The organism is Pandoraea anhela (assembly GCF_902459655.1).
Lineage (GTDB): Bacteria > Pseudomonadota > Gammaproteobacteria > Burkholderiales > Burkholderiaceae > Pandoraea > Pandoraea anhela.
Genome location: NZ_CABPSB010000004.1, coordinates 184,642 through 200,328, shown reverse-complemented (window position 1 = coordinate 200,328; position 15,687 = coordinate 184,642). Strand labels below are relative to the sequence as shown.

Here is a 15,687-nt window from a genome sequence, read left to right as displayed (position 1 = left end):
CAGCGGGTCGCCATGCGCTGGCGGCTGGCGCTGCGACGATCGGCCGGTTCGCACCCTCGTGGCGCGTTGGATGCGCAATTTTACGACGGGTTCGATATCCACCGGTATCCCATCCCTGTCAATGTCACTCATCGATGTCGGTGAGGGTGTCGCACGACGCAGGGAATTTTTCTCAAGTTTCCCGGAAATGTGTCGTTTTGGGTGGTAAGCTCTCGCAAAAACAAGCAAAAGCAAGACAAAAGCTACTTTCGTTCGGGCCAGTATGGTGAAGTCGTTGAAGGGACGGGTCGCAGCGGCGACAGCACTCGTCTCGATGATATTGATCGTCGGCTTGGCCCTCGGGATCGAGTTTTTCGTCTATGGCGAGTTGCGTAGCGCAATGCAGGCGCAACTCGATACGCACGTGAAACTCGCCGCCGATCAGCTCGACGACAAGTTGCGCTCCAAATTTCTCGTTCTCCATCGCGTGGCGCGCAACATCGGCGATCCCAACGTCATGACCAGCGCGCAGTTCGAGCGGTTCGTCAATCTCTCGGTGTCGATGCCCGAGACCTTCAATACCGTATTCGTGGCGGCGTCCGACGGTCGTATGCTCTACGACTCGACGTTCCCCGATATGCCCATCAACATTGCCGATCGCGACTATTTCCGGCAGTTGCTGGCGGGCGCGCCGCAGGCCGCATCCAGTGTGATCGCCGGCAAGATCACGCGCTCGCCGGGCGTGGTGCTCGCCGTGCCCGTGACGGACCCGCAAGGCAAGGTCATCGCGGTGGTCGGCGGTGCGATCAACTTGCTGCGGCAAAACTTCATCGTCGATCTGGCGAGCAACCGTGTCGGTGAGACGGGGCGCTATTGCCTCATTTCCAACGAGACGCCTCCGCGTTATGTGATTCAGTCCGATGTCACGAAGATTCTCACTGCCGTCGGGCCGTCGCAGACACTGTGCGGCGTGCGCGATGTCGGTGCGAATAACCTCGTGCATATGCTTCCGCTGATCGCACGTGCGCCGATGGCGACGACGGGGTGGTTCGTGGTGGCGGTATTGCCGGGCGCCGAGGCGTTCAGTCCGATCTCGCGCGTGCGGCGTCAGGTGTTCCTGCTGGCCATCGCGGCCATCGGCATTGCGGCGCTCGTCATGTGGTGGGTCGCGCGTCGTCTGTTGCGTCCGCTCGATACGTTGCGCGTTCTCGTGGAGCGCAGTGCCGGCGATATGCGCGCCGTGCAGTCGCTGCCGGTGCAGCGTGCGGACGAGATCGGCGCGTTGGCGAACACGTTTCGCAGCCTGATGCAACAGTTGGGCGACCGGACCGAGGCGCTGGAGATGTCGCGCGAAGCGGCGCGGGCGAGCGTGCGGCGCATGCAGGAAGTGGCGGACCGGGTGCCGTATCTGGTGGCGTTTCTCGATGGCGACGAGCGGTTCGCATTCGTGAATCGGGCCTGCGAGGTGCGGCTGCGGCGTCCGCGCGAGCGCATTATCGGCGCCACGGCGCGTGAGTTGCTCGGACCGTCGCTCTACCGCGAATTTGCGCCGTATCTGGCGCGTGCCCTCGCGGGTGAGGCGGCAACGTTCGTGTGGGATTTCGGCGAGGACGCGTCGTACCGTTGCTTCGAAGTGAGCTACCAACCCGAGTGGGCGACGCATAACGTGCTCGCGGGGGTTCACGTGTTCGTTCGCGACATCAGCGTCGAGCGTTCGAACGAGCGACGCTGGCGACGCGAGTCGCATACGGATCACCTCACCGGGCTGCTCAACCGCAAGGGCTTCGATCAGGCGTTGACGGCGGCGGTGCGGCGCGCGCGCGAAGGGGCGGGGGCGCAGGCGTTGCTGTTCGTCGATCTGGATCGCTTCAAGGTCGTCAACGATACGTGGGGCCATTCGCTCGGCGACGAGTTGTTGCGGCGTCTGGCCAAACGCATGGTCGCCAGTGTGCGGGAGGCCGATGTGATCGCCCGCTTCGGTGGCGACGAATTCGCCGTCATCATGCGCGATGTCCAGGACCCGCTCGATATCGAACGGGCCGCCATGGCGCTCCTCGACGCGGCCTCCCGGCCGATGATGCTGTCGGTCGGCGAAGTCTCGGTCGGCGCATGTGTGGGGGTGGCGGTCGTCGCGAGTGGTGAAGACCGAACGCCCGACATGCTGTTCGAAGCCGCCGACCGTGCCCTGTACGACGCCAAGCATGGCGGGCGCGGACGTTTCGTTCTCAGCCAGGAAACCGCTTTCGGTACCGCGGGGCGTCTTCAGTAAGCGGGCGCTCACCGGGGTGTCGAGAGACGTTGGCGGCGCGCTCGCTTTTTCCAGGGCTGCGGCGTGCACGTCCCCGGTCGGGCGTTAGTCGCAGGCAATCGAAAGTGCCGCGGCGATCATCTTCCCTGAAGTTACGAACATCCATTGTCTGCCGCACAATGAGCAACGCCCGCCGTTGGCGACGTACATGCTTTCCGATATCGCCGACGGTTCGGGTGTGGGGAAGTCTTCTCAAGCGGAGGTGGGCATGAAACTGGAAGGCGGACGAGGCCGTGCAGTCACGCGGGCGGCTTCCGACGCGGGGTGGCGCGACGGGGCGCGCCGTGATTTGCCGCGGGCATCGCATCGGGGGCCGCTCACCCGGTCGAAAGCCGACGGACATGACGACGATGCGAGACATCGCAGTCTGTCGGTGCGAGAAAACGAAGTCTTTCATATGCTGGTCGACGGTCTGGCCGTCAACGAGGTCGCCCATGCGCTGCACCTGAGCGGTCGCACGGTCGAGTCTCACGTCGCGCACATCCTGCATAAGCTTGCGCTCGACGACAGCGCGCAACTGATCGGCTACGCCGTGCGGCACGGGCTGATCGACGAAGGGGGCGAGGGCGTCACCTAGGGGGCGCCGGTGCAAGCCAGGTCCGCGCATTGCTGGTCAACCCGGCGCGTCGCGAACGGTCTTCGGGATCGTTGCGGCGCGCCCGTCCATGCCGGCCCATGCCGGTGCACACCACGCATCCCGTCACCTCGATGGCGATTGCGATCGCGTGTCCCGAAAATTCCGAATGTTCTCGCCGACGGACCCGACTCGCATGGACAGCCGGCGCGATCACGCCGTCGGTGATAAGGTACCGGCTCGACATAATTTTTGCGGATGGTGCGTGCCTGCGCGGCCATTCCCTCCCGATCATGAGGGGCGCCGCTGCGCCGCCCCGAGAAACGAGGACAGACACGATGAAGGCGATCGAGATCACCCAGTACGGCGGACCCGAAGTGCTCAAGCTCACCGAGCGGCCGCGTCCCGAACTCAAGCCGGGCGAAGTGCTCATCAAGGTGAAGGCTGCGGGCGTGAACCGTCCGGACGTACTTCAGCGCATCGGGCAGTATCCGGTGCCGCCGGGGGCGTCGGATCTGCCGGGTCTCGAAGTGGCCGGCGAGATCGTCGACGGTGCGCTCGACGGCGCGGACAACCCTTGGGGCCTGAAGGTCGGCTCACGGGTGTGCGCGCTGGTGCAGGGCGGTGGCTACGCCGAATATTGCGCGGCCCCGCTCGCGCAGGTGCTGCCGGTGCCGCAGGGGCTATCGGATGTCGAGGCGGCGTCGTTGCCCGAGACGTTCTTCACCGTATGGAGCAACGTATTCGATCGTGCGCGTCTTGGCGAAACCGAAGCCGGAGAGAAAGAGACGTTGCTGGTGCAGGGCGGCACGAGCGGTATCGGCGTGAGCGCGATCCAACTGGCCGTGGCGCTCGGCCACCGGGTGTTCGCCACGGCGGGCTCCGACGATAAGGCGCGCGCCTGCGAGGCGCTTGGCGCGGAGCGCGGCATCAACTACAAGACCGAGGATTTCGTCGCCGTGACGAAGGAACTCACCCAGGATCGCGGCGTCGACGTCGTGCTCGACATGGTGGGCGGCGATTATCTGCCGCGCGAAGTGCAGGCGCTGGCGTTCGACGGACGTATTGCGATCATCGCCCTGCTCGGCGGTAGCAAGGCGACGCTGGATATGGGGGCGCTGCTGCGTCGTCGTCTGACGGTGACGGGCTCGACGCTGCGTCCGCGCTCGGTCGCGTTCAAGGCGGCGATCGCCAAGCAACTGCACGACAAGGTCTGGCCGTTGTTCTCCGCAGGCAAGATTCATCCGGTGATTTATCAGACGTTTCCTGCGGAACAGGCAGACAAAGCCCACGCGCTCATGGAAACGAGCGCGCACGTCGGCAAGATCGTGCTGTTCTGGTAAGCACGTTTGGCCCGGTTCGTCGGGTGAAACCGCATCATCGCCCCGATTTGTGCGGTTTCGCTCGATGCAAAGCCAGCGAAATTGACCCCCATGCCCCGGACGCACTAGAATGAGAGGTTTTTCGTCCATACGCATTGGGGGATAAGGCGTGACAACTGGTACCGCAGCTTCGGCTCGCACCATCAGCCGCAAGGCTGGCAAGCTCGTCGTGGGCAATTGGAAACTGCACGGCAGTCTGGCCGGCAACGAGGCGCTGCTGGGCGACCTGCTGGCGTCGCCTGTGCTGAGCGCACCGGGCGTGACCGCCGCCGTTTGTGTGCCGTTCCCTTATCTCGCGCAATGTCAGACCCGTCTCTCGGGGCAGGTGCTGAGCTTCGGTGCGCAGGATGTGTCGGCCCAGGTGAGCGGCGCCTTCACGGGCGAAGTCGCTGCGCCGATGATCGCCGAGTTCGGCGCGCGGTTCGTGATCGTGGGTCACTCGGAGCGTCGTGCTTATCACGGCGAGACCGATGCGAGCGTTGCGGCGAAGACGTTGCGTGTTCTCGATGCCGGTATGACGCCGATCGTGTGCATCGGCGAGACGCTGGCCGAGCGCGAGGCGGGTGAAACGATGGCGGTGGTGTCGCGTCAGCTCGAAACCGTGCTGGCTGCGCTGACGGTCGAGCAGGCCGCGCAGATCGTCGTGGCTTACGAGCCGGTCTGGGCGATCGGCACGGGCAAGACGGCGACGTCGGCGCAAGCGCAGGAAGTGCACGCGCATCTGCGTTCGCTGCTGCGCGCGAAAGGTGAGGCGGTATCGGATGTGGCGGTGTTGTACGGCGGCAGCGTGAAGCCGGACAACGCGGTGGAATTGTTCTCGATGGCTGACGTCGATGGTGGTCTGATCGGCGGTGCGGCATTGAAGGCGGTCGATTTTCTGGCGATTTGCGAGGCGGGCCTGCCGCGCTGACGTCAATGCCGTTCTTTGTAACGGCGTGAAATAAGTCATGACGCGGCGCATCAATTTTTGCCGTGCTCCGGACGAATTGGATTCTTCTCTACGGGTGATCAGATGGGGTTGTTGAAAACGTTGTTGATCGTGGTGCAGGTGCTTTCCGCGCTGGGCATCATCGGTCTGGTGTTGTTGCAGCATGGTAAGGGCGCCGACATGGGCGCGGCATTCGGCAGCGGTTCGTCGGGCAGTCTTTTTGGTGCGTCGGGGTCGGCCAACTTCCTGTCGCGCACCACGGCTGTATTGGCTGCCGTGTTCTTCGTGACCACGCTGGGCCTCACTTATCTGGGCTCGTACAAGCCGGCGGCAAACATCGGTGTCCTTGGTAATTTGCCTGCGGCGACAGCGCCGGTCGCGGCGTCCGCACCTGCTGCTGCAAGTGCGCCGGCGCCGGCCTCGGTGGCGAATCAGCAAGACGTGCCGAAGTGATTCGCGACGCGTTTGTGACAAGTAATACGTTGTAAAGAAAGTTGAAAAAAAATCGATTTGTGCATTGAACAAAATGCCGAAGGGCGCTACTATAGCGGTCTTGAAGCGATTCGTAAGTGACAGCGGATTGCAGACTATGAATGCCGACGTGGTGAAATTGGTAGACACGCTATCTTGAGGGGGTAGTGGCGAAAGCTGTGCGAGTTCGAGTCTCGCCGTCGGCACCACAGTTCTACGATGCCAGCCTTGCGTTTATGCTTTGGCTGGCATTTTATTTTGTGCTCACCGTTCATCCGCTTTCCGGTCCCCACACCATCGACGAGAGCGGTTCTTTGAACTAACCGAAAGAGGGTAGAGTTGAACCTCGGAACCTATTATCCCGTCCTGCTGTTTCTTTTGGTAGGTGGCGGTCTTGGGGCGGTCCTGATTGGCGTCGGTAAATTCCTCGGCCCCAACAATCCCGACAGCGAAAAACTCTCTCCGTACGAGTGCGGCTTCGAGGCATTCGAAGATGCGCGCATGAAGTTTGATGTGCGCTACTATCTCGTCGCCATCCTTTTCATCCTGTTCGATCTCGAAACGGCATTCTTGTTTCCGTGGGGCGTTGCCCTGCGTGACATCGGCTGGGTGGGCTTTATCTCCATGATGGGTTTCCTGCTTGAGCTGCTCGTCGGTTTCGTTTTCCTGTGGAAGCGCGGTGCGCTCGACTGGGAATAAGGCCGTCAACGTAATTGGCAGCATTGCAGAAGGATTCAGGGTAAGCATATGAGCATCGAAGGGGTTTTGCGCGAAGGGTTCGTCACCACTACGGCTGACAAACTCATCAACTGGACGCGCACGGGTTCGCTGTGGCCGATGACGTTCGGCCTCGCGTGCTGTGCCGTCGAAATGATGCACGCCGGTGCGGCGCGTTACGATCTGGACCGGTTTGGCGTGGTGTTCCGCCCCAGCCCGCGCCAGTCGGACGTGATGATCGTGGCCGGCACGCTGTGCAACAAGATGGCGCCTGCGCTGCGCAAGGTGTACGACCAGATGGCCGAGCCGCGCTGGGTGATCTCGATGGGGTCGTGCGCCAATGGCGGCGGCTACTATCACTATTCCTACTCGGTGGTGCGCGGTTGCGATCGCATCGTGCCGGTCGACGTCTATGTGCCGGGCTGTCCGCCGACGGCCGAGGCGCTGGTCTACGGCATCATCCAGTTGCAGTCGAAGATCAAGCGGACTGCGACGATCGCGCGTAAATAACCGCTCCCGCCCATGTCTAAACTAGAACAACTCAAGACCACCCTGCAAAACGTGCTCGGCGCCCGCGCCGAGCAGTTGGTGGAAGCCCTCGACGAGCTCACGCTTACCGTCAAGGCGAGCGACTATCTCGAAGTGGCGCGCACCTTGCGCGATCATCCCGAGCTGAAGTTCGAGCAACTGATGGACGTTGCCGGTCTGGACTATTCGGCTTACGGCGATGGCGCTTATGACGGTCCGCGTTATGCCGCCGTCTCGCATCTGCTCTCGCTCACCCACAACTGGCGTCTGCGTGTGCGCGTGTTCGCACCGGAAGACGATCTGCCGGTCGTGACCTCCCTGATCGACCTGTGGAGTTCGGCCAACTGGTTCGAGCGCGAAGCGTTCGATCTGGTCGGTATCGTGTTCGAAGGTCATCCGGACCTGCGCCGCATTCTCACGGACTACGGCTTCATCGGTCATCCGTTCCGCAAGGACTTCCCGACATCGGGTTATGTCGAGATGCGTTACGACCCGGAGCAGAAGCGAGTGATCTATCAGCCGGTGACGATCGAGCCGCGCGAAATCACGCCGCGCATCATCCGCGAAGCGCATTACGCCGGTCTGAAACATTAAGGTGGCCTTGTGGCAGACATCAAGAACTACACCCTGAACTTCGGTCCGCAGCACCCGGCAGCGCACGGCGTGCTGCGCCTGGTGCTCGAGCTGGATGGCGAAGTGATCCAGCGTGCCGATCCGCACATCGGCCTGTTGCACCGCGCGACCGAAAAACTCGCCGAATCGAAGACGTTCCTCCAGTCCGTGCCGTACATGGATCGTCTCGATTATGTGTCGATGATGTGCAACGAGCACGCATACGTCATGGCGATCGAAAAGCTGCTCGGCGTCGACGTGCCGATTCGCGCACAATACATCCGTGTGATGTTCGACGAGATCACGCGCGTGCTGAACCACCTGATGTGGATCGGCTCGCACGCGCTCGACGTGGGCGCGATGGCGGTGTTCCTGTACGCCTTCCGTGAGCGCGAGGACCTGTTCGACGTGTACGAAGCCGTCTCGGGCGCCCGTATGCACGCGGCTTACTACCGTCCGGGTGGCGTGTATCGCGATCTGCCGGACACGATGCCGAAATATCGTGCGTCGAAGATTCATAACGAGCGCGCAATCAAGAAGATGAACGAAGCCCGCGAGGGTTCGCTGCTCGACTTCATCGAAGATTTCGCGATTCGCTTCCCGAAGTGTGTCGACGAGTACGAAACGCTGCTCACCGACAACCGTATCTGGAAGCAGCGTCTGGTGGGTATCGGTGTGGTGTCGCCCGAACGTGCGATGCAACTCGGCTTCTCCGGCGCGATGCTGCGCGGCTCGGGCATTGCCTGGGACCTGCGCAAGAAGCAGCCGTACGAAGTGTACGACCGCCTCGATTTCGAAATTCCGGTGGGTAAGGAAGGCGATTGCTACGACCGTTATCTGGTGCGCGTGGAAGAAATGCGCCAGTCGGCCAGCCTGATCCGCCAGTGTGTGAAGTGGCTGCGTGCGAATCCGGGTCCGGTGATCACGGATAACCACAAGGTGGCGCCGCCGTCGCGTGTCGAAATGAAGTCGAACATGGAAGAGCTGATTCACCATTTCAAGCTCTTCACCGAAGGCTTCCACGTGCCTGCCGGCGAGACCTATGCCGCTGTCGAGCACCCGAAGGGCGAGTTCGGCATCTATCTGGTGTCGGACGGTGCCAACAAGCCGTACCGCCTGAAGATTCGCGCGCCGGGCTTCGCCCACCTTTCCGCGCTCGACGAGATGGCGAAGGGTCACATGATTGCAGACGCTGTGGCGATCATCGGTACCCAGGACATCGTGTTCGGCGAGATCGATCGCTAAATGCGCAGCGGGCGCCTCAGGCGCCCGCAGGTTTTATTTCGGCAGGGTTTCGCAGGTCGATGCCATTGCCGTTCCAGTAGCCGTGCCAGTCGTGCGTGGGCCGTCGAAAACTTCGGCGCGCCCGCGCTGGCACGAGCGGGGATAACGTTTTAGAAAACAGTCGGATCGGAAATGCTTTCTCCCGAAGCCCTGAAGAAAATCGACCGTGCCGTTGCCAAATACCCTGCCGAGCAGAAGCAGTCGGCGGTGATGCACGCGCTTGCCGTAGCGCAGGTCGAAAAAGGCTGGTTGTCGCCCGAAGTGATGCAGTTCGTGGCGGACTACCTCGAAATGCCCGCGGTCGCGGTGCAAGAGGTCGCAACCTTTTACACCATGTTCAACACGAGCCCGGTGGGCAAGTTCAAGTTGACCGTGTGCACGAACCTGCCTTGCCAGCTCACGCGTGGCGAAGAGATGGCCAAGTACCTGAAGGAAAAGTTGGGCGTCGAGTATGGCGATATCACGCCCGACGGCCTCTTCACGGTCAAGGAAGGCGAGTGCATGGGCGCTTGTGGCGACGCGCCCGTCATGTTGGTGAACAACCATCGCATGTGCGGCTTCATGAGCGAAGACAAGGTCGATGCGCTCATCGACGAGCTCAAGGCCAAGGGCGCCGCAGGAGAGAAAGCATGACGTCGCTGCACAACCGTCACATCAAGCCGCTGATTCTTGCCGATCTGAACGGCGAGAACTGGCACCTCGAAGATTACGTCAAGCGCGGTGGATACCAGCAGCTCGCGCGTATTCTGAAAGAGGGCATCACGCCGGAGCAGGTCATTGCCGACGTCAAGGCGTCGGGCCTGCGCGGTCGTGGCGGCGCAGGCTTCCCGACCGGCCTGAAGTGGAGCTTCATGCCGCGTGCGTTCCCGGGGCAAAAATACCTCGTCTGTAACTCGGACGAAGGCGAGCCCGGCACGTTCAAGGATCGCGACATTCTGCGCTACAACCCGCACGCGCTGATCGAAGGGATGGCCATCGGCGGTTACGCCATGGGCATCACCGTCGGTTACAACTACATCCACGGGGAAATCTACGAAGTGTACGAACGCTTTGAAGAGGCCCTGGAAGAAGCGCGCGCCGCCGGGTATCTGGGCGACAACATTCTCGGCACGGATTTCTCGTTCCAGCTGCATGCGCACCACGGTTACGGCGCTTATATCTGCGGCGAAGAGACCGCGTTGCTCGAATCGCTCGAAGGCAAGAAGGGCCAGCCGCGCTTCAAGCCGCCGTTCCCGGCGAGCTTCGGTCTGTACGGCAAGCCCACGACCATCAACAACACCGAAACGTTTGCCGCAGTGCCGTTCCTGCTGGCCACCGGCCCGCAGCAGTATCTGGAACTGGGCAAGCCGAACAACGGCGGCACCAAGATTTTCTCCGTGTCGGGCGACGTCGAGCTGCCGGGTAACTACGAAGTGCCGCTGGGCACGTCGTTCCCCGAACTGCTCGAACTGGCCGGCGGCATGCGTGGCGGCAAGAAGTTGAAGGCGGTGATTCCTGGCGGTTCGTCGGCGCCTGTCGTGCCGGCTGGCCTGATGATGGAAACCACCATGGACTACGACAGCATCGCCAAGGCTGGCTCGATGCTGGGTTCGGGGGCGGTGATCGTCATGGACGAGACGCGCTGCATGGTGAAGTCGCTGCTGCGCCTGTCGTACTTCTACTACGAAGAATCGTGCGGTCAGTGCACCCCGTGCCGTGAGGGGACGGGCTGGCTGTGGCGCGTGGTCAACCGTATCGAACACGGTGAAGGCCGCAAGGAAGATCTGGATCTGCTCAACTCGGTGGCCGAGAACATCATGGGCCGCACCATTTGCGCGCTGGGCGACGCCGCAGCGATGCCGGTGCGCGGCATGCTCAAACACTTCTGGGACGAGTTCGCCTACCACGTCGAGCACAAGCATTGCTTGGTCGGCGCTCACTAATCCCTTTTGACGCTTGGCATTGAACCGCTATGGTTGAAATCGAAATTGACGGCCAAAAGGTCGAGGTGCCCGAAGGCAGCATGGTGATCCAGGCTGCCAAGAAGAACGGCACCTACATTCCCCACTTCTGTTACCACAAGAAGCTGTCCATCGCTGCGAACTGCCGCATGTGCCTGGTCGAGGTCGAGAAGGCCCCGAAGGCAGTGCCGGCATGTGCTACGCCGGTGGCCAACGGCATGATCGTGCGTACGAACTCCGAGAAGGCTGTGAAGGCACAGCAATCGGTGATGGAGTTCCTGCTGATCAACCACCCGCTCGACTGCCCGATCTGCGATCAGGGCGGTGAGTGCCAACTTCAGGATCTGGCCGTCGGTTACGGCAAGTCGGCATCGCGCTATCAGGAAGAGAAGCGCGTGGTGTTCCACAAGAACGTGGGCCCGCTCATCTCGATGGAAGAGATGTCGCGCTGCATCCACTGCACCCGTTGCGTGCGTTTCGGTCAGGAAGTGGCCGGCGTCATGGAATTCGGCATGCTGGGTCGTGGCGAGCACTCGGAAATCACGTCGTTCGTCGGCAAGACGGTCGACTCCGAACTCTCGGGCAACATGATCGACCTGTGCCCGGTCGGCGCACTGACCTCGAAGCCGTTCCGCTACAGCGCCCGGACGTGGGAACTGTCGCGCCGCAAGTCGGTGAGTCCTCACGACGGCGTGGGTGCGAACCTCGTGGTGCAAGTGAAGAACAACAAGGTCATGCGTGTCGTGCCGCTTGAGAACGAAGCGGTCAACGAGTGCTGGATCTCCGACAAGGATCGTTTCTCGTACGAAGGTTTGAACAGCGACGAGCGCCTCACCAAGCCGATGCTCAAGCAAGGCGGCGAGTGGCATGAAGTCGACTGGCAGACGGCCCTCGAATATGTCGGTCACGGTCTGACGGACATCATCCGCGACTTCGGCGCCGACGCCGTTGCTGCACTGGCTTCGCCGCACGCGACCGTCGAGGAACTGCACCTGCTGCAGAAGTTCGTGCGCGCGCTCGGTAGCGACAACGTCGACTTCCGCCTGCGCCAGACTGACGTGTCGGGCGGCACGCAGGGCGCGCCGTGGCTCGGCCTGCCGATCGCCGAACTCGATACGCTGCAAAGCGCTCTGGTCGTTGGTTCGTTCCTGCGCAAGGATCATCCGCTGTTCGCCTCGCGTTTGCGCTCGGCAGTGAAGGCCGGTGGCCAACTGAACGTGCTGCACGGCGCGGACGACGATCTGCTGGTGAAGCTCGCCAACAAGATCATCGCGGCACCGAGTGCCTGGGTGGGCGAACTGGCCGGTATCGCCGTAGCCGCCGCGGCAGCCAAGGGTGTTGCCGCGCCGGCAGAACTGGCCGGCGTGAGCGCAAGCGACACGGCCAAGGCCATCGCCGCTTCGCTGATCAACGGTGAGCGTCGTGCGATTCTGCTGGGTAACGCCGTGGTGCAGCATCCGCAATTCGCTCAACTGCACGCGATCGCGCAAGTGATCGCTGACATCACCGGCGCGAAGCTGGGCTTCCTGACGGAAGGCGCCAACACAGTCGGCGGTTACGCCGTGAAGGCTACGAACGCGAAGGGCGCCGCAGCGCTGTTCGCCCAACCGCGTCAGGCTTACCTGCTGCTCAACGCCGAGCCGGAGTTCGATGCGGCCGATGCGAAGCAAGCGCTCACCGCGCTGAGCGCTGCGAAGATGGTTGTCTCGCTTTCGTCGTTCAAGCACGGCCTCGAATACGCCGACGTGCTGCTGCCGATCGCACCGTTCACGGAGACGGCCGGCACGTTCGTGAATGCCGAAGGTCTGCCGCAACACTTCAACGGTGTCGTGCGTGCGCTGGGCGAGACCCGCCCGGGCTGGAAGGTGCTGCGCGTGCTGGGCAATCTGCTCAAGCTGCAAGGCTTCGAGCAGGACACTGCCGAACAGGTGCGCGACGAGGCGCTGGCCGGTTTCTCGGCAGCGTCGCTCGACAACCGCGCCAAGGCCGCGCTTGCCGCGCCGAAGGCTCCCGCTCAGGGGCTGGAGCGTTTGGCCGATGTGCCGATCTACGCCGCCGACGCGCTCGTGCGCCGTGCGCCGTCGCTGCAACTGACCAACGACGCCAAGGCTGCGCTGCGTGCCACGCTGCCGGCTGCGCTGTTCGACAGCCTGGGGCTGGCCAAGGGCGATGCCGTCCGCGTGCGTCAGGGCGACGCCGTGGTTACGCTGCCAGCCGTTCGCTCGGAAACGTTGCCCGCGAATGTGGTGCGCGTGCCGGCGGCCACGCCGGCGTCCGCCGCGCTTGGCGCGATGTTCGGTGAAATTTCGGTGGAGAAGGCGTAAATGAGCCTGAACGAAGTCATCAATCAATACGGCACGCAGTTGCTGGGCGTTGCCTGGCCGACGGTGTGGGCGCTGGTCCGCATTCTCGTCGTCGCCGTGATTCTGCTGCTGTGCGTGGCGTATCTGATTCTGTGGGAGCGTAAGCTGATCGGCTGGATGCACGTGCGTCTCGGTCCGAACCGCGTCGGTCCGGCTGGTTTGCTCCAGCCGATCGCCGACGTGTTGAAGCTTCTGCTCAAGGAAGTGATCACGCCGTCGCAAGTCAGTAAAGGCATTTACGCCATCGCGCCGGTCATGGCCGTGCTGCCGGCCTTCGCCATCTGGGCGGTGATCCCGTTCCAGCCGGGCGCCGTGCTGGCCGATGTGAACGCCGGTCTGCTCTACGCCATCGCGATCTCGTCGATCGGCGTGTACGGGGTGATTCTCGCCGGTTGGGCCTCGAACTCGAAGTATGCGTTCCTCGGCGCCATGCGCGCGTCGGCGCAGATGATTTCGTATGAAATCGCGATGGGCTTTGCACTGGTCACCGTGCTGATGACGGCCGGCTCGCTCAACCTGTCGGACATCGTGCGCTCGCAAGAGCACGGCATGTTCGCGGGCATGGGCCTGAATCTGCTGTCGTGGAACTGGCTTCCGCTGCTGCCGATGTTCGTCGTCTACTTCATCTCGGGCATTGCCGAGACGAACCGCCACCCGTTCGACGTGGTGGAAGGCGAGTCGGAAATCGTGGCCGGTCACATGATCGAGTACTCGGGCATGGGCTTCGCCCTGTTCTTCCTGGCCGAGTACATCAACATGATCATCATCTCGGCGCTGGCGTCGGTGCTGTTCCTGGGTGGCTGGAGTGCGCCGTTCGGCTTCCTGTCGTTCATCCCGGGCGTGTTCTGGCTGGCGTTCAAGGTGTTCCTGCTGCTGTCGGTATTCATCTGGGTGCGTGCGACGTTCCCGCGCTACCGCTACGACCAGATCATGCGTCTGGGCTGGAAGGTGTTCCTGCCGTTGACGATCCTCTGGGTGATCGTGGTTGGGGGCTGGATCATGTCGCCCTGGAACATCTGGGGCTGAGGCGAACGGAGTAGAGGAATCCCATGGTAAGGGCAATCAAGGACTTTTTCGGCAGTTTCCTGTTGTTGGAACTGCTCAAGGGCATGGCGCTCACGGGGCGCTACACGTTCGCACGTAAGGTGACGGTGCAGTTTCCGGAAGAGAAGACGCCGCTGTCGCCGCGTTTTCGCGGTCTGCACGCGCTGCGCCGTTATCCGAACGGCGAAGAGCGCTGTATCGCCTGCAAGCTGTGCGAAGCGGTGTGCCCGGCAATGGCCATCACGATCGAGTCGGACGTGCGCGCGGACAACACGCGTCGTACCACGCGCTACGACATCGATCTGACCAAGTGCATCTTCTGCGGCTTCTGCGAAGAAAGCTGCCCGGTGGACTCGATCGTCGAGACGCACATTCTCGAGTATCACGGCGAGAAGCGCGGCGATCTGTACTTCACCAAGGAGATGCTGCTCGCGGTGGGCGATCGTTACGAAAACGAAATCGCGGCGGCCAAGGCGGCCGATGCGCCGTACCGTTAAGGCAGGGCAGGGCGCGGTGCATGGGTAGCGCGCCCGGTACGGCAACAGACGTTGGCTCGTTGGCTAATTCTCGGCACACCCGGTGATTATGGAATTCACAACCTTTCTTTTTTACGTGTTTGCGCTGATCCTCGTGGTCTCAGGCCTCAAGGTCGTGACCTCGCGCAACCCCGTACAGTCGGCACTGTTCCTGGTGCTGGCCTTCTTCAATGCTGCGGCGATCTGGATGCTGCTCGAAGCCGAGTTTCTGGCGATCATGCTGGTGCTCGTCTACGTCGGCGCAGTGATGGTGCTGTTCCTGTTCGTGGTGATGATGATCGACATCAATCTCGACGAACTGCGTCGCGGCTTCGGCAAGTTCATTCCGCTGGCGAGCACCGTCGGCGCGATCATGATTGTCGAGGCGGCCCTCGTGCTGATGCGCGGCTACGGTGCCACGCGCGCGCCGGTCAAGGCTGTGTCCGCGCCGGACGTGCCGAACACCAAGGCGCTCGGCGTTGCGCTGTACACCGACTATATCTTCGCCTTCGAAGTGGCAGGTCTGATCCTGCTGGTGGCCGTCGTGGCAGCCGTTGCGCTCACGATGCGTACCCGTAAGGACCACAAACAGACCGACCCGAGCCAGCAGGTGCGCGTGAAGAAGCGCGACCGCGTGCGTCTGGTGTCGATGCCCGCCGAAGCCCGGCAGCAATCCACCGGCACCGACAAGCCGGCGGCGGAATAAGGAGACAGCATGATGTCGTTGTCGCTAGCGCATTACCTGGTGCTGGGTGCGATTCTGTTCGCGATCAGCATTACCGGTATCTTCCTCAACCGCAGAAATGTGATTGTGCTGCTCATGGCCATCGAGCTGATGTTGCTCGCGGTCAATCTGAACTTCGTCGCGTTCTCGCATTACCTGGGCGACATTGCCGGCCAGGTATTCGTGTTCTTCATTCTTACGGTGGCCGCCGCAGAAGCTGCGATTGGCCTGGCCATTCTGGTCACGCTGTTCCGTAAGCTCGAAACGGTCAACGTCGAAGATCTCGACCGCCTCAAGGGTTAACAAAAGCGAACGCTG

At 62.3% G+C, this 15,687-nt stretch carries 16 protein-coding genes and 1 tRNA gene; all 17 read left to right on the top strand.

The window, feature by feature from the left end:
* The first annotated feature begins 313 nt into the window (after positions 1–313).
* The 17 genes from PAN31108_RS08215 (at position 314) to nuoK (ending at position 15,672) form a co-directional block, all read left to right on the top strand.
* A complete protein-coding gene (locus PAN31108_RS08215; RefSeq protein ID WP_174994896.1) occupies positions 314–2,248 on the top strand; it encodes a sensor domain-containing diguanylate cyclase in 1,935 nt (644 codons plus the stop codon).
* A 187-nt stretch (positions 2,249–2,435) separates the two neighbouring features.
* On the top strand, positions 2,436–2,864 hold the full coding sequence (locus PAN31108_RS08210) for a response regulator transcription factor (protein WP_150668378.1): 429 nt from the start codon (positions 2,436–2,438) through the stop codon (positions 2,862–2,864).
* A gap of 335 nt (positions 2,865–3,199) precedes the next feature.
* Positions 3,200–4,204 (top strand): NAD(P)H-quinone oxidoreductase, encoded by a 1,005-nt coding sequence (locus PAN31108_RS08205; protein ID WP_150668377.1) that lies wholly within the window; start codon positions 3,200–3,202, stop codon positions 4,202–4,204.
* A gap of 181 nt (positions 4,205–4,385) precedes the next feature.
* Positions 4,386–5,153, top strand: a complete 768-nt coding sequence (gene tpiA, locus PAN31108_RS08200) for a triose-phosphate isomerase (protein WP_150668511.1) — start codon at positions 4,386–4,388, stop codon at positions 5,151–5,153.
* Between the two features lie 102 nt (positions 5,154–5,255).
* On the top strand, positions 5,256–5,624 hold the full coding sequence (secG, locus tag PAN31108_RS08195) for a preprotein translocase subunit SecG (RefSeq protein WP_150668376.1): 369 nt from the start codon (positions 5,256–5,258) through the stop codon (positions 5,622–5,624).
* Between the two features lie 142 nt (positions 5,625–5,766).
* Positions 5,767–5,851 (top strand) — tRNA-Leu (locus PAN31108_RS08190).
* Between the two features lie 130 nt (positions 5,852–5,981).
* Positions 5,982–6,341 (top strand): NADH-quinone oxidoreductase subunit A, encoded by a 360-nt coding sequence (locus PAN31108_RS08185; protein ID WP_039368621.1) that lies wholly within the window; start codon positions 5,982–5,984, stop codon positions 6,339–6,341.
* 48 nt (positions 6,342–6,389) lie between these two features.
* Entirely contained in the window at positions 6,390–6,869 is a 480-nt protein-coding gene (locus PAN31108_RS08180) for a NuoB/complex I 20 kDa subunit family protein (RefSeq protein ID WP_010807413.1), read from the top strand.
* A 12-nt stretch (positions 6,870–6,881) separates the two neighbouring features.
* Positions 6,882–7,481, top strand: a complete 600-nt coding sequence (locus tag PAN31108_RS08175) for an NADH-quinone oxidoreductase subunit C (protein WP_150668375.1) — start codon at positions 6,882–6,884, stop codon at positions 7,479–7,481.
* Between the two features lie 9 nt (positions 7,482–7,490).
* Positions 7,491–8,744 carry an NADH-quinone oxidoreductase subunit D gene (locus PAN31108_RS08170; protein WP_044455297.1) on the top strand — a complete coding sequence of 418 codons (1,254 nt, stop codon included), beginning with the start codon at positions 7,491–7,493 and terminating at the stop codon, positions 8,742–8,744.
* Positions 8,745–8,915: 171 nt separating this feature from the next.
* Positions 8,916–9,416, top strand: a complete 501-nt coding sequence (gene nuoE / locus PAN31108_RS08165) for an NADH-quinone oxidoreductase subunit NuoE (RefSeq protein ID WP_150668374.1) — start codon at positions 8,916–8,918, stop codon at positions 9,414–9,416.
* Positions 9,413–10,705, top strand: a complete 1,293-nt coding sequence (gene nuoF / locus PAN31108_RS08160) for an NADH-quinone oxidoreductase subunit NuoF (protein WP_047907635.1) — start codon at positions 9,413–9,415, stop codon at positions 10,703–10,705. Before nuoE ends, nuoF begins: the two co-directional genes overlap by 4 nt.
* 29 nt (positions 10,706–10,734) lie before the next feature.
* Positions 10,735–13,047 (top strand): NADH-quinone oxidoreductase subunit NuoG, encoded by a 2,313-nt coding sequence (gene nuoG / locus PAN31108_RS08155; RefSeq protein ID WP_150668373.1) that lies wholly within the window; start codon positions 10,735–10,737, stop codon positions 13,045–13,047.
* On the top strand, positions 13,048–14,112 hold the full coding sequence (gene nuoH / locus PAN31108_RS08150; RefSeq protein WP_044455301.1) for an NADH-quinone oxidoreductase subunit NuoH: 1,065 nt from the start codon (positions 13,048–13,050) through the stop codon (positions 14,110–14,112). It abuts the gene before it with no gap.
* A gap of 23 nt (positions 14,113–14,135) precedes the next feature.
* The gene (gene nuoI, locus PAN31108_RS08145) at positions 14,136–14,627 is read left to right on the top strand and encodes an NADH-quinone oxidoreductase subunit NuoI (RefSeq protein WP_150668372.1); all 492 of its coding nucleotides are present in this window, start codon (positions 14,136–14,138) and stop codon (positions 14,625–14,627) included.
* 88 nt (positions 14,628–14,715) lie between these two features.
* Entirely contained in the window at positions 14,716–15,351 is a 636-nt protein-coding gene (locus tag PAN31108_RS08140) for an NADH-quinone oxidoreductase subunit J (RefSeq protein ID WP_150668371.1), read from the top strand.
* Positions 15,352–15,360: 9 nt separating this feature from the next.
* Positions 15,361–15,672, top strand: coding sequence for an NADH-quinone oxidoreductase subunit NuoK (gene nuoK, locus PAN31108_RS08135; protein ID WP_023596640.1), 312 nt, complete (start codon positions 15,361–15,363; stop codon positions 15,670–15,672).
* Positions 15,673–15,687: the final 15 nt, after the last annotated feature.